Genomic DNA, 19,606 nt, shown 5'->3' on the forward strand with positions numbered 1-19,606 from the left:
GGCAACAGCAATGAGAAAGGAGCTGATCAGATGACACGATCTGTCGATAATGCGGGCCGACCATTCAATCGGACGCTGTTTACCATCGTGGTCCTGATCGGGATGTTCGCGAGCAACATCAACCAGACGATCTTAGCTGTTGCCCAGCCGACCTTGATGCAGGCGTTTCACATTCCTGCCTCTTCGGCGCAGTGGCTGTCGACGAGTTATTCCCTCATCATCGGGGTCATGACGCCGGTGACCGCCTGGTTGGCCGACAATAAGAGTTCAAAGACGCTTTTTGAATGGGCGATGGGCTTTTTCCTGCTCGGCACCACGCTTTGTTATTTCGCCAATAGTTTTGCGGCGCTGCTCGGCGGCCGGATGATTCAGGCGGTCGGCGGCGCGCTTTTGGCCGGCATCGGCACCACCATGCTTTACTCGGTCTACCCACTTGGCCAGCGTGGCACCGTTTCGGCACTGATGGGGCTGGTGTTCGGTCTTGCCCCGGCGATCGGCCCCACTTTTTCCGGCTGGGTGATCGACCGGTTTGAATGGCATGATATCTTTGGCATCCTGTTGCCACTGCTGGCGGTGGCGTTTGTGCTTGGGCTGTATGGCCTGCGCAGCGTGGTCATGGTCAATCGGGCAAAATTGGACTGGCCGTCTGTTTTTCTGTCAGCGTTGGGCTTCGGTAGCCTGCTGTATGGCTTTGCGGTGGTCGGCACGCGCGGCTGGCTCGACTGGCAGGTGCTCGGCGGCATTTTCTGCGGCGCGGTGCTGGTCGCCTGGTTCGTTTGGCGGCAATTACATATCGCAACGCCGATCCTAAAAATGACGATCTTCAAGGCGCCCACGTATCGCATCGCCGTCGTGATCACGGCACTTTCGCAAATTGCCTTTGCGGGCTTTGAATTCGTCCTGCCCCTGTACCTTCAGACTGTTCGCGGCCTGTCCGCAATGAACTCCGGCATGTGCTTGATCTTAGGCGCGCTGGTCAACGCCGCGATGAGTCCCGTGACGGGGTACGTCTTCGATCATTACAACGCCCCGCGCATGATCAAGGCCGGGCTGCTCATCATGTTGCTGGGAACGATTCCGTTTGCGTTTGTCACCGCGCAAACGCCTGTCGTCACGGTCGTCTTGCTTTACGCGATTCGCAGTCTGGGCTTTTCGGCGGTGCAAATGCCGATCACCACGCTGGGCATCAACGTGTTGCCACCGGAACTGATTTCACATGGCAGCTCAGGCAACAACATGATGCGCTACACGGCCAGCGCGATCGGCACTGCGATCTTGATCTCCGTGCAGCAAAATGTCGCCAACACCCAAGCTGGGCATGTCGCGACGCTGGCCGATCCACAAGCGCTGCTGGGCGGCTATCATGTCGCCTTCGCCTTGGTCGCAGTTTTGCTGATCATCGCGTTGGTCACGGCGCTTCGCCTGTCGACCAAAGACAAGGAGGCGCGCGCATGATCTGGGCACTGACGATCTGTATCCTGGTCTTCTTCTTTTCCACCCTGTTTAGCCAGACCCCTGCCCCACGCTGGCAACGCGTTGTGGCGCTTGCTTCAGGGTGTCTGTGCGCCATCCTCAGCTTGGCGCTTTGCTTTAGCTGACTATACCGCCACGTCAAAAAGAAACTAGAGACCGCATCAAGCATTGCGGCTTCTAGTTCCTTTTTTGAATCCTGGCGCTATGTCTCGGCGCTATGTGTTTCCTATTTTGGGGCAGAGGCGCGATCTGGCGTGCTGCTGGTGCCTATTTTTCGATGACAACAGCCCGTTTACCGGCGCCCGCCCAGATCCTTGGTGATGACGATGCTTTGATACAGCCAGGTCGTCAAGGCGTAATACAGGCCGTATAACACGAGGAAGATCGTGAATGGCAGCCACAACCCGTCGTATGGATCGGCGAGCAGTGCCTTGAACAGCTGAAGGCCAAACAGCACGTGGATCACGCCGAGCAGCCCCGGGAAAAGAAACAGCGCGCCGATCTCTTCGGCGATCGACTTGCGCAACAGCGCCGGCCGGACGCCGATCTTTTGCAGCATCAGGTACCGCTGCTTGTCGTAATTGGCGCCGGAAAGAATCTTGAACATCAACGTCGAGGCCAGCATGGCCAAAAACGCGATGCCAAGGAAGAAGCCCATGAACGCCAGACCGCCATACATGCTGGTGATCAAGGCGTATGTGCCAAACTTTTGGCCATTGGTCATGCTATCCGGCTTGAAGCCCAGCCGCTTGTCCTGGGTTTTGACCAAGGCCTCAATGCGATCGTAATTCGCGCTGAAATCGGCGACTTGATAGGTGATCACCTGATACGGCTGGCCGGCCAGTGCGGCAAAGCGCGCGTCCGACACGACTGTGAAGCTCTTGCCACTATCGACCGGCCGCATAAATTCAGTCATGTTGCTGGCCCGATCTGCGACCTTCGTCTTAAAATTCGTCGCGGTGACCTTTTCGATCGAGGACTGGCCCAAGGAGCGGAAGACTGGAAATTCCAAGGGATGCGCGTTAAGCTCGGAGGCCTTGAAGTAGATGTTGGTGCCATCTGCTTTTTGCGTATAAACGACCTTGGCCTTGAGCCCGGATAGTTTGTTGGCATCGGCTTTTTCCTTGGCCGTCGGAGCGACCTGCACCAGATCATAGGCATCCTGGGCCTTGGCGATCTGCGGAATCGCCCGCTGGAAGCCAAGGCCGACGGTGATGGCCCCAAGCGCCAAGGCGAAAAGAATCGAGACCACCGCCAGAATTTTCGTGTAATCGCGAATGCGAAAACTCAACTGACTCAAGGTGAAGGTGTGCAATTGGCGGGAAGCGAAGCGTTTGTTTTTCTTCAGCAGGCCCACCAAGAACACCAACGTCGCGTTGAACATGAAGTAACTGCCCAAGACGATCGTCACCAGCGCCAGGCCGATGCCAGAAAGTCCGAGTTTGTTGACGGCCGCCATCGCCCAGTAGCCGATTGCAAGCAGGCCAACGCCAAGCAGGGCCTGAATCAGAAGCAAAACCGGCTTGGTGCGCAGGCGATTTGGCGTTTGCGCCGCGTGAAGTAAGGTCAAGATCTTCGTTTTGATCAGGCTGCGCGCGTTGAACAGCGCCGCCAGGATGAACAGGACAACGAAGAAGACAAAGGTCCACAGCACCGCCGGCCACCATAGCGGCGAAAAGCCAGGCGCGCTGGAATGCAACATCCCCAGCAGCACATGGCCGGCCGCGGTGGTCAGGCCGATGCCCAGCAAGGTCCCGACTGCCGTGGCCAACACGCCCACGGTGACGGTCTCAACGAAGATGAGTTGGGCGATCTTGCTGGATTTTGCCCCGAGCATCATGAACATCGCGTAGTCGCGCTGGCGCATGCTCATCAGAAACGAGTTGGCATAAACGATGTAGACCAAGGTGATGATCGCCAGCAGGACCTCGCCGAACATGAAGATGAACGTGGTCATCGACAGCGGTGAGTTGCTGGTCAAAAACGTCTTGTTCGTCGCAAGCGCCAGGAACATGTAGAACACGGCGCTGGCAATGACCAGGCCGGAAAATAGGACGGTGTAGTCGCGCAGGCGTGAGCGAATGCCGCCTAATGCTAATTTGCGTAACAAAGCGCGTCCTCCTTTACTGCTGGAATGTGCCGACGGTCGTCAAGATGCGATGGTAAAAATCTTCCTGCGATTCCTCGCCGCGCACCAGTTCCTGCCCGATCTGGCCATCCTTGATGAATAAAATACGCTTGGCGTAACTGGCAGAAAACGCGTCATGGGTCACCAACAGAATCGACACATGCTGGTCGCGATTCAGGCCGGCCATGGTGTCCAGTAACTCCCGCGCGGACTGGCTGTCCAGCGCCCCGGTCGGCTCATCGCCAAACAAAATGGCGGGTTGTTGCACCAAGGCACGTGCCGCGGCCACCCGCTGTTTTTGCCCGCCAGACAGCTCCGTTGGGTAATGATCCAGCACCGCGGCGATGCCCAACGTTTGGGCGATCGCATCGACGGCCTGTTGCTGCTTTTTGTGCGGCGCGTTTTGGAGCGCCAGCGGCAAGGCGATATTTTCCCGCGCGGTCAGATTTTCCAGCAAGTTGAAGTCTTGGAAAATAAAGCCGACTTGCTTGGCGCGAAAATCGGCCAGGGCATCCCCTTTTAAGCTGGTGACGTCTTCGCCATTGATATGCACATCGCCGGTGGTCGCCTGATCAAGCGTACTTAAAATGTTGAGCAGGGTCGTTTTGCCTGAGCCACTGGCCCCCATGATCCCGACAAACTCGCCTGGGGTGACGTCAAAGGTCACCCCGCGCAGTGCCTGGGTCTGCTTTTCATTGTTCTTGCCATACGTCTTCGTCACGTTTTTCACGCTGACAACTGGTTGTGCCATGATGTTCCTCCATTCATTTATCACTGAGGCTATCGTACCGCACTTGGCCGCCCCGTGCCGTATCGCTTCGGTCACCCGTCTTACATCCGCGTAAGAATGACCGTTTGGTTTAAGAAAATCTTTAATCTCCTGCCCATTTTCGGTACAATAGGGCGACTGTTTTATTGCACATTTCAGTAAGGGAGGTATTCACCATGCGCCGAAACAAAGCGCCGGGCAGCCAACGTGTTGACTGACACAATGGCACGCGGAGGAAACACATAGTGGAAGATAATAAACAAAAACAATATATTCCTTGGGTGATCGTCGGCTTAATGGATTTCGTCACGGTCATCGGTTTCGATGATATCATTTATAATTTTCAAAATCAGGGGCTCGTTGCCGTCACCAGTTGGGTGCTGATGACATTTTTCTACGTGATTCCCTATAACTTGATCGTCGCGCACATGGGCTCGACTTTTTCCGAGCTCGGCGGCGGTATCACATCCTGGATGCGCCAGACAAACGGCGATACAGTCGGCTATTTTGCCGCGTGGTTCTACTGGATCACTGGCCTACCGTATGTCGTCGATGTCGCCAATTCCGTCGTGATCTCCCTGGGGTGGATCTTGAACGGCAACGGCGACATTCAAAGCCACATGGGCAACGCGTGGTTTGGCATCACCACCGCCGTGATCTTCGTGGTCTTCATCTGGATCCAGCATCTGTTCAAGAACAAGTCGCTGGAAGTGATGTCGACCATCGGCGGCGGCGCGATGTTCATCATGACCGTCCTGTTTGTCATCATGACCATCATCGGCCTGTCGTCTGGCAATCCGATCAAAACGCAACCATTTGACTTCAAGGCCTTTTTGCCAAAACACGTGGATCTGGCCTTTCTTTCCACCTTTGGGCTGTTCGTCTTTGCGATGAATGGGTCTGAACTCGCGGCACCTTATACCGCCGACATGAAACACCCGAGTCGCGATTTTCCAAAAGCCTTGAAGATGATCGCCATCATGACGATGTTCCTGACGCTGTTTGGGACGTTCAGTTTGGGTGTGTACTTCAACGCCCATCATCTGCCAAACGACTTGAAGATGAACGGCTCGTACTACGCGTTTCAGGCGATCGGCAAGCAGTTCGGCGTTGGCAACGGCCTGATGTACCTGTTCGCCGCAGTGCAAGGCATCTACATGCTGGCTCAGCTCGCCGTGATTTTGGATGCCTCGACCCGTGTCTTCTTGTCTGATGTGGCCAAGCGCTTCATGCCACGCCAGCTCACGAAGAAAAATGCGGATGGCCTGCCGATCAATGGCTATTGGCTCACGACCATTCTGTGCGCGCTGATCATGGCGCTGGGTGGGATGTTGCCGCGCATCAATGACATTTTCAACTGGCTGCTCAACTTGAACGGCATTGTCTCACCATTTTCGACCTGCTTCTTGTTCTGGTCCTTCCTCATGGTGCGGCTGCACTCCGACCGTTTTCCAAAGCCGGACTATACCTTCATCAAGTCCGATAAGCTGGGCGTGATCGTTGGTGCCTGGATGCTTGGGGTAACGTTCCTGCTGGCCGTGCTGGGCTTCTTCCCGACCGATGCGGATCAGTCAACGTTTGCGATGATGCTGACGCTGAATATCGTGGTGCCGATCGGGATGGTGGTCCTGGGCTTCATGATGCCGTGGATCGCCAAGCGCCAAGCAAACGGCAACGGCCTGGCCTTCGGGAAAACAGCCTGGTGGGTCTTCACCTTGGTCATGGGCATCGGTCTGATCGGCCTTGTCTCATACGGGATGTCGACCTCGATCGTGGCGCACGCGGCGCCTTGGCTCAAGTGGGGCTCGATCATTGTCGTCGATCTGATCTTGCTCGGCTTGACTAACTTATTCACCCGCAATGGCCGCCACGGCATCGCGGATACAGCTGATATTTAAAGGATGCGAAGCCCGCACCGGATAATTTCTGGTGCGGGCTTTTTGCATGCTAGAATGAACATGAAAGGAAGTGGCGGCCATGACAATCTATCGCGTGATCTACAACCCTCAGTCGGGCAAACAAGGCGCGACCCGCATCGCCAAGTGGTTCGCGGCTGCGGCCGAAAAACGCGGCCATGTCGTGCGCCTCGCGCCGACCGAACGCGCGACAGACGCACGCGATTTTGCCTTCACCGCGATGAGTGACGTCGTGGTGGCAGTCGGCGGCGATGGGACGATCAACCAAGTTGCGGCGGGCCTGGTCGCAAGGCGGCACCCACCCCTGCTCGGCATTCTCCCGGCTGGCACCGTCAATAATCTCGCGAAGGTGCTGCACATCCCGCTGCTTATCCCACTGGCGATCGCCGGGCTGCTGGACGGCACCCCGCAGCCGCTGGATATCGGACTGGTCAATGGTCAGGCGATGATCTCGACCTTGACCCTTGGCGTGTTGGCCAATGCGGCGCTGTCCGTCACCCAGCAAGATAAGCAGCGGTTCGGCCCACTCATCTATCTGACCCGCGGCCTGAAAGTCCTGTTGCAACACCAACATTGGCAGCTGACACTGACGGCGCCGCAACAGACGTGGCAACAGGACACCTCGTTCGTGTTGGTCACGATGACAAATTCCGTTGGCGGGTTCACCAACTTTGCCCCGCAAGCCAAACCTGGGGATGGGCTGTTCCATGTTTTCGTCGCGCCCAAGACCGGCCGCTGGCATAGTCTGATGGCGCTGCCGTATTTTCTCTCTGGCAACTTCGCCAAGCTCCCAGGCATGACCTACTTCACCGCTAGCCAATTGGAGGTGTCGGCGGGCAAGAGCCTACGCTCGCGCATCGATGGCGACCCGAGCACGAGCCTGCCGCTGAGGATGCAGGTGGTGTCGGGCAAGGTGCAAGTGCTGACACCGGGGAAAAACTGAGTCGCGTTGAATTTTGGACCTGTCCGTGGCTGGGCAGGTCTATTTGTTTGCGTCGCTTTTTGTGTCGAAGATCAGATCGAAGCGGCTTCGGTTGTCCGACGAAAGGTGATGTTCGATCTCGACTACCGCATTCGGCAGGCCAAGAATTAGCTGAACAAGCGCATCCCCCGCCGCATCATCTAGTCCAGACAATGCCTCATCGACAGCAAGTATCGGCCGTCGCAAAAGAAGCACGCGCGCTAAGGCCAGTCGCCCGCGCCGCGCTGGAAAAACTCGATCAGTGGGCAGACTGGCCCCTTAACGAAGCCGAACGAGATAGCCTGTGGCGACTTGCGATGTCGGAGTCGATACTGACTCATGCACAGTGGCGTACAGCAACGCGCCTTCTCGGTCGGGTTGAAAATACATTTACGCTCGCCGCACGACTGTGGCGCAAACTAAGGCCATATCGAAATAGCGCCTCGTATCCCGAGGACGTGGCCATGCTATGTATTCCCGTGATCTATCAAGCCTTGTTCCAGCACAAAAAGGCCGAAGCGCAAACATATCTCTCACGGCTTGGAAATGTGCGAATCGTCAATTTAACCGACAACATCCAACAACAATTTCTCACTCATATGATTCAAAGTCTGCCGGACGCCGACACCGTCTACCAAGCAACCACGCCAATGATCGAAGGCTTACGACTCTTGGAACGGAATGGGTTCGCAGATGCACTGGTCGACAATCGGCGTCACATTTTACAGGTCTACGGTAGGCACAGCGTCTGGCTCCCCGCTGAGCTCGGAGCGTTGGCTCGAACACATGCGCTGAGGCCTGCCGCAATCCGTCCTTCTGAAGACGAGCGGGCCTGGATGGCTGAGATTCCGGGTCTCGCCGCCGCCTTGCACGACCAGCCACTGGCCAGTTTTCAGAATCAATTTTAACCGAAAAAAAGCGCCACCCACAGAGGCAGCGCTTCGCACATCCTATTTGGCTTTGACCAAGGCTTCTTTCATCTGAATCAGTTGGGTCAAAAGCTGGCAATCCGGTGTTGGCACGCCGTATTGCTCGCCCTTACGCCAAACGGTCCCATTGATAAAGTCGATCTCGGTCTTGCGATGATTGATCACAAGGTCTTGATACATCGAGGGATAATGATCCGCGATGTCCGAGGTAAAGGTCGCCGCGACGTGTTGATAGATCTCAGCCTGGTCCAGCTGCAGTCCCTCATGTGCACCAACTGCGGCAAACTCCGCAATGATCGCCTTGAGGAGGCCTTCGATTCCATGCGTTTTGCCCAGCTCGCCGATATTGCAGGCCAGTAGCGCGCACAGACTATTCAGCGTCCCATTCACGCACGCCTTGCGCCAGATTGCGTATTTGACGTTGTCGCTATAGGTCGCGTTGAGCCCAGCATCATCGAAGACTTGCACGACCTGCTGGGCAAAATTCTTTCCTGCTGGCGCAAAGTTTTGCAGCTCGACATTCCCGTTGCCGACAAGCGTCACGTGCCCAGGGCCGGTCATTCCGGCGGTCCACATGGTGATGCCGAGCAACAGATGATCCTTCGCGACGTATTTTTCCAACACATCCTCGTGCCCGATGCCGTTTAGCAGGCAAAGCACATAGGTCTCGGCATTGATGATCGGGCGTACCGCGTCGAACATCGTGGTCAGCTGATTGGACTTGGTGAAAACAATGATCAGATCTGCCTGGTCGCCGATGCGGTCGATCTCTGCCGGCGAATAGATCGGCAGTTTCGCCGTCACCCGCTCGCCATTGAAGTCCGCCTGCAGCCCATCTTTTCTGATCGCGTCAATATTGGCCTGCCAGCCATCGACCAACGTGACCTCATTTCCTGCCCGATGCAACATCAGCGCAAACCGGCTGCCCATGCCGCCAGCACCTAAGACCGTGATCTTCATTCGTGTCATCCCTTTCAATGTTTAGGATAGCAGGCGCACATTAAACGAAGATGAAAGTTGGGGCATGGGGTAAAAATCTGCGGGCTAGTTCGTTCAAAAGCCAAGGGCGCCATCAACCGCATGAGCCAAGTTAGCTGCCCCGCCATCCCACGGCCCTGTACGCCCGGCTCCGCACCCTGTTTCTGGTTAATCTTTTCCAAATCTGGTACACTTGCCGTATAGAAACGAAGGGAGGCAGTCGTCATGCGCATTCGCCGTGATCAGTTGAAGTGAAAAATCACCGCTTTTTGCGGCAGCGCTGCGCGTCTCGCCAGTGGCCTGTTTAGGTCGCCATCGAAGCCGGGCTCGGCTTCTTTTTTTGTGCAATTGGATAAGTGATCTAGTCGCCGTAGAGATACGAGCAAACACGCTCCTGAGCGCCGTTTTCGCCCGCGCGCCCCTCGCTGCCGCCTCATGGAGGAAAATATGGACGTTTTACAACCTAACGAAAAAGTGATCGTCAGCGGGATCTCCCGCATGCAAGAAAATTTTGACTACAGTATGACCGAATTGAAAAATCTCGCGGCCGCAAACAATTACGATGTGGTTGGCGAGATTCGCCAGAACCTGGACCGCTCGCTTGCTGGCACTTATTTTGGCGCCGGCAAGTTGGACGAGATCAAGGAACTCGCCTTGGCCAATGATGCAACCCGGCTGATCGTCAATGATGAGTTGTCGCCGTCACAGCTGCGAAACATCGAGAAAGGCGTGGGCGTGAAGGTCTCCGATCGCACGCAGCTGATTCTGGATATTTTTGCCACCCGGGCTCGCAGCAAGACCGCGATCACCCAAGTCGAGATCGCCCAGCTGCAATACGCCTTGCCGCGCCTGCATCCCAGCGCCAACAAACTGGATCAGCAAGGTGGCGGGGGCGGTCTGGCCAACCGTGGGGCCGGTGAAACGAAGCTCGAAATGGATCGGCGCGTGCTGAATAAGCGCATCGCCAAACTGCGCCGCGACCTCAAGGAGGCAGACGTGGGCGCTGAGGTGCGCCGCGCCAAACGCGAGGAGAACCGCATCCCCGTCGTTGCGCTCGTCGGCTATACCAACGCCGGCAAATCCACCACGATGAACGGCCTGCTTGAGCGTTACGCCGATCATCCGGAGACCAAAACTGTTTTCGAAAAGGATATGTTGTTCGCGACCTTGGATACCAGTGTCCGCCAACTCACCCTGCCGGACAATCGGAAGTTCCTGTTGTCTGACACGGTTGGCTTCGTCTCCAAGTTGCCGCATCAGTTGGTGGATTCCTTCAAGGCCACGCTGGCGGAAGCGGCGAATGCCGACCTCTTGATTCAAGTCGTCGATTACGCCGATCCGCATTACCCGGAAATGATGGCGATCACGGAAAAAACGCTCAAGGACATCGGCATCGAGAACATTCCGATGATCATGGCCTACAACAAGGCTGACCTGCGCGATGCCACCTTATTCCCGCAAGTTGACGGCGACAACATCGTCTACTCGGCGCGCGATGACAAGTCGCTGGCCGCGTTGATCGAGCTGATCACCAAGCACATTTACGCGGATCATGAGACCCACACGTACCTGGTGCCGTTTGATCAGGGCCAGATCGTGGATTATATGCAGCGCGAAACGGCCGTCGCCAGCACCGATTACGTCGAGGCCGGCACCAAGCTCGTCGCGACCGTCGACCCAATTCAGGCCGGCAAGCTGAAGAAGTATCAAGTCGAAGATTAAGGTAAAAATAGTGGGTGGCCCCGCATCCTCATCGATGCAGGACCACCCGCTTTTTGGTGTCGTCTATTACTTGGCCACCGCCGCCCAGATCATGGCGTGCACCTGCGCAAACTCAGGCCGCGGCTTGAGTTGTGCCCAGTGTCTGATCACGTTGAAGATCACGGTCAGATGGAGTTCCGGTGGTAGATCACGCAGCAGACCCGCCTTGATCCCAGCCGTGACCAATGGCGCCGCAAAAAGCGCTTCAGGATGTTCAGCCGGTGTCCCCGGCAGTTGCTTGATCTGATCGATCACCGTCAACGCCCCCGGTTCAGCCACGGCAAAACCTGCCAGCAGATCAATATATTGATGCAGCTGAGCGACTAGCGGGGCAAGCGAATCGAAGTGGCCATCAAAATAAGCCTGCACGCGCGCCTGTTGCGTCGTCAGTGTCTGAAGGAGGAGATCATCTTTATTTTCAAAATAGAGGTAGATATTCGATTGGGCAATGCCCACTTTTTTTGCGACCTGCGTTGTCGAAACGGCCGCGGCCCCTTGTGCGAGAATCAGGGCCGTTGTGGCGTCGATAATGCGCGCATATTTGTCATCGTCTTTGGTTTTCATAATCTCAAGTGTAGAAGGCCCTCGGTAAAAATACAATATTGAAAAAGATAAACGTATCTTTTATAATGACGTTGCGTTTAAAAGATAAGCTTATCTTTGAAAGGAAGCCAGCAGAATGAAACTCACATTAGTCGGGTCATTAGGCCACATCAATTCCTTCACCATCCCTGCCTTGGTCGCACAGGGCCATGACGTGACGGTGATCACCTCCAGCGAGGCGCGCGTGCCGGAAATCGAGCAGCTCGGCGCACACGCTCAGGTCGGCTCGATCGAAGACACCGCATTTTTGACAGACGCGTTCACCGGCGCGGATGCCGTCTACATCATGTTGACCGGACGGCCGGCCATGGGACAGGACATTGTTGAGGCGGGCAGGGCCTTGGCCGAGCGCTACCGAATTGCGATCGTGGCAGCCGATGTGCACCGCGTGGTTGATCTATCCAGCGTTGGCGCAGACCAAGGGCCGGAAGTTGGCTCCCTTTATACCTATCACATCATGGAAAATATTTTACGTGCCGCACCCGATGTGACGTATACGTTCGTCCGTCCTGTTGGCTTTTTTGCCAACCTCGCCGGAGACATGGCGACGATCAAACACGACCACAAGCTCTATCGGAATTTTCCCGCCACGATTTGCACTGGCTGGGTCGCCCCGCAGGATATTGCCAAGGTGGTCGTTGAGGCACTGAACACGACACCCACTCAAAATGACGTGCGCTATGCCATCAGTCAGTGGCTCACCGGCTACGACCTGGTTGCAGAACTTGCGGCCGGCCTTGGCATCCCAGACTTGACTTGGCAGACTGTGACGGACGACGAGCGCTTAGCCCAGCTCAAAAAGGTCCTGCCACCCGCCTTTGCGCTCAGCATGATGAAAAGCGCCCAAGGCCAGCGGAAACCGGATTTCTATGCGGATCTGCAGGCCCATCGCCCTCAGCTTGGGATGCAGCGTCTGAAAGATGTCATGCCACAGTTAAAAGCTGCGTTTGATCAGGTTCAGTAGTCGTGCCGCGGGCCACTCACTTTTCGCGCTAATACTGCTGATTTTCCATTCTGAGGCGGCCCAGAGCTGGAAAAAAATAATTACAACAAGGCGAGCACCTCATCGGTTGTGCTGACTCGCGGAAATTGCGCAAAGCTGCGCGCCCGGCCCTTGGCATTGCGCGCGATCGTTGCATCGCGGATCACCGTCACCGAAAACCCCAATGCAACGGCATCTTTCACAGTGTTCAGCACCCCGTCTTCGGCGACAAACCCGCACACAAACAAGTCTGTAATGCCACGTGATCGCAGCCGTGCCGCCAAGTCAGTATGGGCAAATGCGCTGGGCGTTGGCTTTTGCAGGCGCAAAAGGTCAGTTCCTTCTTCACCCTCGAGCAATGAGCGGCCAAACCACCCGTTCTGCCGGAGAAATGGCGGGACATCGGTCACGATCACTGCCAGTTGGCCGCTTTGCGAAAAGGCCGACACGAGCGCCTGATGCGTCGCGACCATACCGCGATATTGTGTTTTTGTCGTCTGTGGCAATAAGTTTGCCAGCAGCCGCGAGCCCTGCTGCACATCGATACTGAGCAGCGCGCCATTTGAGAGTTGATGCGCCATCTTGATCTTCCTTCACGATTTAGTTTTTCCAAGCATAATGCTGTAAGAACGCGCAGAAAAGCTGCAAACGAAGGCGTGTCACATCAAAACCGCCTGCACGCTGAAAAGCCCGGCCGGAAAAATAGCGGGTGGCCCCGCATCCTCATCGATGCAGGGCCACCCGCTTTTTGGTGTCGCCAGTTTAGTTTTCCGCTGGCTTCAACACGTCGAAGCCGCTCAGCCCGCTGACATTCAATTTGGTGATCGCGGCGCGGATCTCCATTTTTGGAAAATGCGTATACCCATTCACCTGCATCCGCAACATCGCCATCATATTGGTCACAATAAACGTCGCAAACAGGACCGAATAATCATGGTCGATCCGCCGATTGTCGCGAATGCCACCGGCGATCTCCTCGATCAGGCGTTCCTGCACCTTCTGATCCGTGTGACCATATGTCTCATGCGTCATCACATAATTATAGAAATCGTGATTCGTCTCGAGGAAGTCGACGAAAACAGACAACAGGAGGCCGCGATGCGAGGCGTACTCATCGTAGGAGTGCTCGCTGAGCCGCGCGGTGAGTTCATCGGAGATCGAATCGGCATAGGACCACATCAGGTCATCGATGGTGTCGTAATGCAGGTAAAAAGTCTTGCGATTGATGCCGGCACACTCGGTCAGCTCCGAAACCTTGATCGGGGCGACCCCTTTTTCGATCACCAACGCTTCATAGGCAGCCCGAATCGCCTGTTCCGTGCGCACACTTCGTCGATCCTCTGTCATGACCTGCAACCCCTTTCTTTGACCCCAGTTTACCCCATAGTGTGGCATAAGCCCCACGATGCGTCAAATTGGGTTGCACGCGCCTGAAAAATCAGTATATTCAATAACGATTTTGCAGCGCGAAACAGAAAGGAACTTGCAGATGCTCAAAGCAGAATGGCAACACCTCCTCAAAAATAAATTCATGCTCATCGTCTGTTTCGCGATCGCCCTGATTCCCGCGATCTATGGCGTGACGTTCCTCAGTTCGATGTGGGACCCGTACGGCAAACTCGATGAGCTGCCGGTTGCAATCGTCAACGAAGATCAGGCAGCCACGATGAATGGGGCCACCCTGTCTGTTGGCAAGGACCTGAGCGCCAACCTGCGCAAGAGCAAGCCGCTTGATTTCAAACAAGCGACGGCCAAGGAAGCCGCAGCCGGCCTGAAGTCGGGGAAATATTACGCCGTTTATACGATTCCGACCGATTTTTCCAAGAACGCGACGACGCTCTTGAGCAAGACGCCCAAGACGATGACCTTGAAGCTTGCGACCAGTTCGGGTCACAGCTTCATTGCCGGGAAAATGGCGAGCAGCGCCGCAACCACAATGCAAAAGACCCTGAATGGCCAGATCGCCGCACAATACGCTAAGACCCTCGTCGCAGCCGTCACCCAGCTTGAAGGCGGCCTCAAACAAGCCAGCACGGGTAGCAAGACCCTCGCATCTGGGAGCACAACGGCGGCGAGCGGATCAAAACAGCTGGCGAGTGCCTTGAAGAAACTCGCAAACGGCACACTGACCCTCGATCAAGGAAGTCAAACGCTGAAAACAGGTATCGGCGCCTATGTGCAGGCGGTCGCCACTGCGGAAAGCGGCAGTGAGAAAATCAGCGCCGGCCTGACCACCACTTCCGCCGAACTACCTGCATTGACCAGCGGCATGACAAAACTCACGACCGGTGCGGCCACTATCAGCAGCGGCTTGGCCCAGCTCCAACCAGCACTCGCTAAGCTGCAAGGCGGTGCGGCGGACCTCAATTCAAATATTCAGACGCTGAAGACCAGCACGACCAGTATTGCCCAAAATAGTCAGGCGCTGGCCACCAACCTGGCGACTTTCAGCACTGTCCTTCAGTCGGCGACGGCGAAGAGCAACGCTGCCCAGACGCAGCTTGCGGGCCTCAGCAAGCTCACCGCAGCCGTCCAGACCGCGCTCAAAGGCCTTGACAGTGACACGGCAAGTACGGCCGTCAGCGAGGCCTTGGCCAAAGAAGCCAGCAGCCTTGATCTGACCGCTGCCCAGACCCAGGCCATGCAAGACGCCGCAAGTCAGACAGTCAGCGCAGCGCAAGCACAACAGCTCAAGGCGCTGAGCCCGCTTTTGACTCAGCTTCAGACTGCACTCACCCAGCTCGGCGCCGCGACAGCAACGGATACGACGACCACCCAGACCGCGCTGGCTCAACTGACCACCGGCGCCACCCGCCTTGCCCAAGCCAACCAGGCCGTTGCGCAAGGCACGACCAAACTCGCGGCGGGCAGTCAGCAGTTGAGCGCTGGGCTGGCCAAAACAGTGACGGCAAATGCCCAGCTTGAAACTAGCGCCGAGCAGCTGAGCAGTGGCCTGCAGGCAGCCACGCCAAAGATCGAGTCAATGACCAGCGGGGTTTCGCAACTAGCCAGTGGTGCGACCCAACTGACCAGCGGCCTTGAGACGCTCACCTCTCAAGGCCAGCGCCTCAACAGCGGGGCAACGACCCTCACGACCGGGTTGACCACTGCTTCCGCGGGGAGCCAAACAGCCGCCAGCAGCACCGCAACGCTTGCGACCGGCTCACAGAAACTGGCGACTGGCGCCACGACGCTTTCGGCCAAGCTCGCCACGGCGACCCGCACGCTTCCGACCCTCCACTATTCTCACAACCAATCGACTGCATTTGCATCCCCCGTCAGTCTTAAGCAGACCGAAGAAGATACGGTCGCCAATAACGGCACCGGGATGGCCCCTTACATGCTCGGCGTTTCCTTGTTTGTCTGTGCCTTGGCGATGAATTTGATGTTTGATACGGACACGCCGTATGCCAAGCCAAAACACGGCGTCGCCTGGTGGGGTAGCAAGGTCGTCTTCCTGGACGGCGTGGCGGTCCTCGCTGCGACGATCCTGCTAGCCAGCATGGTCGGCTTCGTCGGGTTGGCGCCGGTCCATCTTTTCCAGACTTGGCTGGTCCTGGCGCTCACCGCGGTCACCTTCATGAGCCTGGTCACCTGGCTAAACTTGGCACTGGGCAAATCCGGGTCCTTCCTCGCCATGATCATCCTCGTCCTCCAGCTGGGCGGCTCGGCTGGCACCTATCCGATCCAGCTGTCGGGCGGCTTCTTTGAAGCAATTCACCCATTCCTGCCGCTCACCTATGTCGTCGATGCGCTGCGCCACACCCTCATGATCGGCACATTCCCTGGCACCGATCTGCTCGTACTTTTCTGCATCTTCACCGGTTTCTCCTTGCTCGGCCTGATCCATTATGTGCGCAAGGCTCATCGCTTCACGGATATTGAGTGGCCAGCAGAACCGGCACCGGCAAAATAAACACAGGCACCACGCAAAAATAGTTCGGGCGCGCAACAATCGTCGTTGCGCGTCCGAACTATTTTTTCTTTCTGCTTTAGCTAGTTCGGGCCGTTCGATCCGTGGCTCATTTCGCTGCGCTGGCCTGGGCCAAATGTCGGTTTTGGGTCCGCCATTTAGCCCACTGCCGTTATGCCCGCGTCCGACTCATACGCCGGTCGATGACCCGTGAGATCAAAGACAGCGCGTAGTTGAACACAAAGTACAGCACAGCCAGCGCCACGAACATCGGAATCGTGTAGTTGACGTCTTGCCCGTAAATGATCTGCGCATGATAGGTCAATTCCGGCAACAAAATGATCGTCGCCAAACTTGTATCCTTGACCAGCGAAATGAACTGGCTGACGAGAGCCGGAATCATCGCCTTGAATGCTTGTGGCAAGATCACCACCGTCATGGCCTGCACATAAGTCAGGCCATTGCTGCGGGCGGCCTCCATTTGGCCGACCGGCACCGCGTTGATCCCACTGCGGATGATCTCCGCGAGCATCGCGGATTCAAACACCGTCATCGCCACGATCGACGCCGGAATCACCGCCAGCCGCACGCCGATGTTCGGAAGCGCGAAGTAGGTGAAAAAGAGAATCAGCAGAAGCGGCAGATTGCGAATCAAGTCGATAATAAAACCGATGATCGCACTGAAGTATTTGATATTGACATATCGCGCCACGCCCATCAGCGTGCCGATGATAAAACTGAAGAAGATCGAGACTACAGAGACCTCTGTTGTGATCCACAACCCCTCGAACAAATAGCGGAGGTTGATCGCAGAATACGCATCAATAAAGTTTTGCATTATGCACCCCTCCTATTAGGCTGTCTTCCATTTTTTCTCGAGAAACCGCATCAAGTACGAAAGCGGCATGGTGACGATCAGGTACAAGAGTCCGACCGCCAGATAAGTATCGAAGGTGTTGAAGGTCGAATTGGCAATGATCTTCCCCTGGTACATCAAGTCAAAGCCGGCCACGAACGCCAAGATCGAACTATTTTTCACCAGGTTGATGAACTGGTTGCCCAGCGGTGGAATGACGATCTTGATCGCCTGGGGAAAAATAATGTGGAACATCGCCTGATAATAGGTCAACCCAACTGAGCGCGCGCCTTCCATCTGGCCAGAGGAAACGGATTGAATCCCCGATCGAATGGTCTCGGCGATAAACGCGCTGGTGTAGATCGTCAGGCCGATCGTGCCCGCGGTGAACCCGTCGACCTGGACGATAAACATCGGCACGATCACGTAAAAGCCCATCGTGATGACCAACAGCGGAATGTTGCGGACGACCTCGACATAGGCGCGGCCGATCACGCGCACCCATTTATGCTGCCCGATCTCCATCAGGGCAAACAAGGTGCCGAGCACAAGGCTGCCGATCAGCGCGATGAGACTGGCGCCGAGCGTGTACCCGAGGCCGGAAAACAGTTCTGAGGCGTGATCAAAAAGAATCGTGAACATCATTCCACCTCCTTGATATCAAAGCCCGGAATATCACCAAACCACTTGTTGACGAGTTTTTCGTAGGTCCCGTTGGCGCGCAGGGTCTTCAGCGCCTTGTTCAGCGCCTGCTGCAGCGCAGTCTGGCCTTTGTTGAGCGCAATGCCATAAGGTTCCTTGGTGAACATGCCGCCGACAACAACATAATTGCTATCCTGCTGGCTCATCCCGTAAAGAATCCCGTTATCAGTCGTCAGGGCATCCCCTTGATGCGACTTGAGCGCGGTGAAGGCCTGCGCGTAATCCGACAGCTGCAAAACAGTCGTCTGCGGCGCGGCTTTTTTGATGTTGTCGACCGAATTTGAGCCTTGGACCCCGATCACCTTGGTGTCGGCGGTCAGGTCTTTGACGCTTTTGATCTTGCTGCCTTTAGCGACCAGCAGCGACTGGCCGGCGTTGAAATACGAATCGGTGAAATCGAGCACCTTTTCCCGCTCCGGAGTGATCGTCATGGTGGCGATCACGGCGTCCACGTTGCCGCCTTTGAGCATCGGCACCCGGGTATCAGAGGTGACTTGAACGAGCTGCGCCTTCCCCTTTTTGCCTAAGACTTGCTTGGTCAGGGCCTTGGCCATATCGATGTCAAAGCCTTCGATCTTACCGGTTTTGATATTCATCAGCCCAAACAAGCGGGTGTCGGCTTTCACGCCCCAAACGAGCGTGTCTGTTTGCTTCGCATGCGCCAACGCATCCCGGCTCGCTGCGTTTTGGCCGCAGCCGCTGAGCGCAAGCGCCACGAGCATGGTGGCAGCTAAGGCAAGCCACTTTTTCCATTTCTGCATGGCACTGCCCCCTTAATGATTGAGAATCTTGCTGATGAACTCCTGGGCCCGCGGTTCCTTCGGGTGATCGAAGAACCCGTTGACATCGCTGGCGTCCTCAAGAATTTGGCCGTCTGCCATAAAGACGATGCGGTCGCCCACGCGTCGGGCAAAGCCCATTTCGTGAGTGACGACGACCATCGTCATGCCTTCCTTGGCAATCGTCTGCATGACATCCAGCACATCCCCGATCATTTCGGGATCCAGCGCAGAGGTCGGTTCGTCGAACAAAATGGCGGCCGGCTTCATCGCCAGACTGCGCGCGATCGCCACACGCTGTTTTTGCCCACCAGACAGCATCGCCGGATACTTTTTCGCCTGATCCTTGAGCCCGACCATGTCGAGCAAGTCGTAGGCCTCTTTTTCGACCTCGGCCTTGTCGCGCTTCAGGACCATCAATGGGCCGAGCGTGATGTTGTCCAAGATCGTTTTGTTGGCATAGAGATTAAAGTGCTGGAAGACCATCCCCACATTTTTCCGAATCTTATTCATGTTGGTCTTTTTGTCGGCCAAGTCAAAATTGTTTACGATCAACTGGCCGGACGAGATCCGCTCGAGGCCGTTGATGGTCCGCAGCAGGGTACTTTTCCCTGAGCCTGACGGGCCAATGATCGTCACCACTTCACCGCGCTCAATGGTCAAATTGATATCCTTAAGCGCATGAAACTTCCCGTAATACTTCTCGACGTCATGAAACTCGATCATCGACATCCTGATCCCTCCTTGTTTGGTCAGTGTCATTCCTGATGAATACAAAAAGCCGCCACCAGCTGAACGTGGTGGCAGCTTTTCGCATCTCCACTAGAAAACACAGTGATTAGTTCTATTTAACCAG

The 19,606-nt window shown here is 56.0% G+C and carries 19 protein-coding genes; 8 read left to right on the forward strand and 11 right to left on the reverse strand.

Annotated elements, in window-relative coordinates:
• Positions 1-30: 30 nt before the first annotated feature.
• Both JUE67_RS06370 and JUE67_RS06375 read left to right on the forward strand, forming a co-directional pair.
• A complete protein-coding gene (locus JUE67_RS06370; protein WP_203626396.1) occupies positions 31-1,455 on the forward strand; it encodes an MDR family MFS transporter in 1,425 nt (474 codons plus the stop codon).
• A complete protein-coding gene (locus JUE67_RS06375) occupies positions 1,452-1,598 on the forward strand; it encodes a hypothetical protein (RefSeq protein WP_203626395.1) in 147 nt (48 codons plus the stop codon). The genes JUE67_RS06370 and JUE67_RS06375 overlap by 4 nt, the downstream gene beginning before the upstream one ends.
• Before the next feature lie 167 nt (positions 1,599-1,765).
• Here JUE67_RS06375 and JUE67_RS06380 read toward each other — a convergent pair whose 3' ends face one another.
• Together JUE67_RS06380 and JUE67_RS06385 are read right to left on the reverse strand one after the other, a co-directional pair.
• Positions 1,766-3,583 (reverse strand): FtsX-like permease family protein, encoded by a 1,818-nt coding sequence (locus JUE67_RS06380; RefSeq protein ID WP_203626394.1) that lies wholly within the window; start codon positions 3,581-3,583, stop codon positions 1,766-1,768.
• 13 nt (positions 3,584-3,596) lie between these two features.
• Complete coding sequence (locus JUE67_RS06385; RefSeq protein WP_203626433.1) at positions 3,597-4,355, reverse strand: ABC transporter ATP-binding protein; 759 nt, start codon at positions 4,353-4,355, stop codon at positions 3,597-3,599.
• Between the two features lie 311 nt (positions 4,356-4,666).
• Between JUE67_RS06385 and JUE67_RS06390 the strand changes: the two genes are divergently transcribed.
• Positions 4,667-6,268 (forward strand): APC family permease, encoded by a 1,602-nt coding sequence (locus tag JUE67_RS06390; RefSeq protein WP_236002629.1) that lies wholly within the window; start codon positions 4,667-4,669, stop codon positions 6,266-6,268.
• 79 nt (positions 6,269-6,347) lie between these two features.
• Positions 6,348-7,229: a diacylglycerol/lipid kinase family protein gene (locus JUE67_RS06395; RefSeq protein WP_203626392.1), complete on the forward strand. Its 882-nt coding sequence runs from the start codon at positions 6,348-6,350 to the stop codon at positions 7,227-7,229.
• A 39-nt stretch (positions 7,230-7,268) separates the two neighbouring features.
• Here JUE67_RS06395 and JUE67_RS06400 read toward each other — a convergent pair whose 3' ends face one another.
• Positions 7,269-7,421: a hypothetical protein gene (locus JUE67_RS06400; RefSeq protein WP_203626391.1), complete on the reverse strand. Its 153-nt coding sequence runs from the start codon at positions 7,419-7,421 to the stop codon at positions 7,269-7,271.
• Between JUE67_RS06400 and JUE67_RS06405 the strand changes: the two genes are divergently transcribed.
• Positions 7,421-8,155 carry a hypothetical protein gene (locus JUE67_RS06405; protein ID WP_203626390.1) on the forward strand — a complete coding sequence of 245 codons (735 nt, stop codon included), beginning with the start codon at positions 7,421-7,423 and terminating at the stop codon, positions 8,153-8,155. The genes JUE67_RS06400 and JUE67_RS06405 overlap by 1 nt on opposite strands.
• A 42-nt stretch (positions 8,156-8,197) precedes the next feature.
• Here the strand turns inward: JUE67_RS06405 and JUE67_RS06410 are convergent, their stop codons facing one another.
• On the reverse strand, positions 8,198-9,136 hold the full coding sequence (locus tag JUE67_RS06410; protein ID WP_203626389.1) for a 2-dehydropantoate 2-reductase: 939 nt from the start codon (positions 9,134-9,136) through the stop codon (positions 8,198-8,200).
• 465 nt (positions 9,137-9,601) lie between these two features.
• Here JUE67_RS06410 and hflX point away from each other — a divergent pair, with 465 nt between their 5' ends.
• Positions 9,602-10,876: a GTPase HflX gene (gene hflX / locus JUE67_RS06415; protein WP_203626388.1), complete on the forward strand. Its 1,275-nt coding sequence runs from the start codon at positions 9,602-9,604 to the stop codon at positions 10,874-10,876.
• Positions 10,877-10,942: 66 nt separating this feature from the next.
• Here hflX and JUE67_RS06420 read toward each other — a convergent pair whose 3' ends face one another.
• Complete coding sequence (locus tag JUE67_RS06420; protein ID WP_203626387.1) at positions 10,943-11,479, reverse strand: TetR/AcrR family transcriptional regulator; 537 nt, start codon at positions 11,477-11,479, stop codon at positions 10,943-10,945.
• Between the two features lie 115 nt (positions 11,480-11,594).
• On the opposite strand from JUE67_RS06420, the gene JUE67_RS06425 reads away from it, so the two are divergent.
• Entirely contained in the window at positions 11,595-12,482 is an 888-nt protein-coding gene (locus JUE67_RS06425) for an SDR family oxidoreductase (protein ID WP_203626386.1), read from the forward strand.
• 80 nt (positions 12,483-12,562) lie between these two features.
• On the opposite strand, the gene JUE67_RS06430 is transcribed toward JUE67_RS06425, so the two are convergent.
• Positions 12,563-13,081 carry a cysteine hydrolase family protein gene (locus JUE67_RS06430; RefSeq protein ID WP_203626385.1) on the reverse strand — a complete coding sequence of 173 codons (519 nt, stop codon included), beginning with the start codon at positions 13,079-13,081 and terminating at the stop codon, positions 12,563-12,565.
• 181 nt (positions 13,082-13,262) lie between these two features.
• Entirely contained in the window at positions 13,263-13,847 is a 585-nt protein-coding gene (locus JUE67_RS06435; protein WP_203626384.1) for a TetR/AcrR family transcriptional regulator, read from the reverse strand.
• Positions 13,848-13,989: 142 nt separating this feature from the next.
• Between JUE67_RS06435 and JUE67_RS06440 the strand changes: the two genes are divergently transcribed.
• Positions 13,990-16,416 carry a YhgE/Pip domain-containing protein gene (locus tag JUE67_RS06440; protein WP_203637076.1) on the forward strand — a complete coding sequence of 809 codons (2,427 nt, stop codon included), beginning with the start codon at positions 13,990-13,992 and terminating at the stop codon, positions 16,414-16,416.
• A 169-nt stretch (positions 16,417-16,585) separates the two neighbouring features.
• Here the strand turns inward: JUE67_RS06440 and JUE67_RS06445 are convergent, their stop codons facing one another.
• The 4 genes from JUE67_RS06445 to JUE67_RS06460 are packed head-to-tail and all read right to left on the reverse strand — an operon-like array spanning position 16,586 to position 19,482.
• Complete coding sequence (locus JUE67_RS06445; RefSeq protein WP_203626382.1) at positions 16,586-17,251, reverse strand: amino acid ABC transporter permease; 666 nt, start codon at positions 17,249-17,251, stop codon at positions 16,586-16,588.
• Positions 17,252-17,266: 15 nt separating this feature from the next.
• Complete coding sequence (locus tag JUE67_RS06450) at positions 17,267-17,911, reverse strand: amino acid ABC transporter permease (protein WP_203626381.1); 645 nt, start codon at positions 17,909-17,911, stop codon at positions 17,267-17,269.
• Positions 17,911-18,732 (reverse strand): glutamate ABC transporter substrate-binding protein, encoded by an 822-nt coding sequence (locus JUE67_RS06455; protein WP_203626380.1) that lies wholly within the window; start codon positions 18,730-18,732, stop codon positions 17,911-17,913. The genes JUE67_RS06450 and JUE67_RS06455 overlap by 1 nt, the downstream gene beginning before the upstream one ends.
• A 12-nt stretch (positions 18,733-18,744) precedes the next feature.
• Positions 18,745-19,482, reverse strand: coding sequence for an amino acid ABC transporter ATP-binding protein (locus JUE67_RS06460; protein ID WP_125695813.1), 738 nt, complete (start codon positions 19,480-19,482; stop codon positions 18,745-18,747).
• Between the last annotated feature and the right edge of the window lie 124 nt (positions 19,483-19,606).

Source organism: Lacticaseibacillus mingshuiensis (genome assembly GCF_016861785.1).
GTDB lineage: Bacteria > Bacillota > Bacilli > Lactobacillales > Lactobacillaceae > Lacticaseibacillus > Lacticaseibacillus mingshuiensis.

Coding starts and splice junctions, on each gene's coding strand:
- hflX (WP_203626388.1), top strand. CDS start 9,602: ATGGACGTTTTACAACCTAACGAAAAAGTGATCGTCAGCGGGATCTCC.
- JUE67_RS06410 (WP_203626389.1), bottom strand. CDS start 9,136: ATGAAGATCACGGTCTTAGGTGCTGGCGGCATGGGCAGCCGGTTTGCG.
- JUE67_RS06460 (WP_125695813.1), bottom strand. CDS start 19,482: ATGTCGATGATCGAGTTTCATGACGTCGAGAAGTATTACGGGAAGTTT.
- JUE67_RS06405 (WP_203626390.1), top strand. CDS start 7,421: ATGCCTCATCGACAGCAAGTATCGGCCGTCGCAAAAGAAGCACGCGCG.
- JUE67_RS06440 (WP_203637076.1), top strand. CDS start 13,990: ATGCTCAAAGCAGAATGGCAACACCTCCTCAAAAATAAATTCATGCTC.
- JUE67_RS06430 (WP_203626385.1), bottom strand. CDS start 13,081: ATGGCGCATCAACTCTCAAATGGCGCGCTGCTCAGTATCGATGTGCAG.
- JUE67_RS06425 (WP_203626386.1), top strand. CDS start 11,595: ATGAAACTCACATTAGTCGGGTCATTAGGCCACATCAATTCCTTCACC.
- JUE67_RS06450 (WP_203626381.1), bottom strand. CDS start 17,911: ATGTTCACGATTCTTTTTGATCACGCCTCAGAACTGTTTTCCGGCCTC.
- JUE67_RS06375 (WP_203626395.1), top strand. CDS start 1,452: ATGATCTGGGCACTGACGATCTGTATCCTGGTCTTCTTCTTTTCCACC.
- JUE67_RS06395 (WP_203626392.1), top strand. CDS start 6,348: ATGACAATCTATCGCGTGATCTACAACCCTCAGTCGGGCAAACAAGGC.
- JUE67_RS06420 (WP_203626387.1), bottom strand. CDS start 11,479: ATGAAAACCAAAGACGATGACAAATATGCGCGCATTATCGACGCCACA.
- JUE67_RS06455 (WP_203626380.1), bottom strand. CDS start 18,732: ATGCAGAAATGGAAAAAGTGGCTTGCCTTAGCTGCCACCATGCTCGTG.
- JUE67_RS06390 (WP_236002629.1), top strand. CDS start 4,667: ATGGATTTCGTCACGGTCATCGGTTTCGATGATATCATTTATAATTTT.
- JUE67_RS06445 (WP_203626382.1), bottom strand. CDS start 17,251: ATGCAAAACTTTATTGATGCGTATTCTGCGATCAACCTCCGCTATTTG.
- JUE67_RS06370 (WP_203626396.1), top strand. CDS start 31: ATGACACGATCTGTCGATAATGCGGGCCGACCATTCAATCGGACGCTG.
- JUE67_RS06435 (WP_203626384.1), bottom strand. CDS start 13,847: ATGACAGAGGATCGACGAAGTGTGCGCACGGAACAGGCGATTCGGGCT.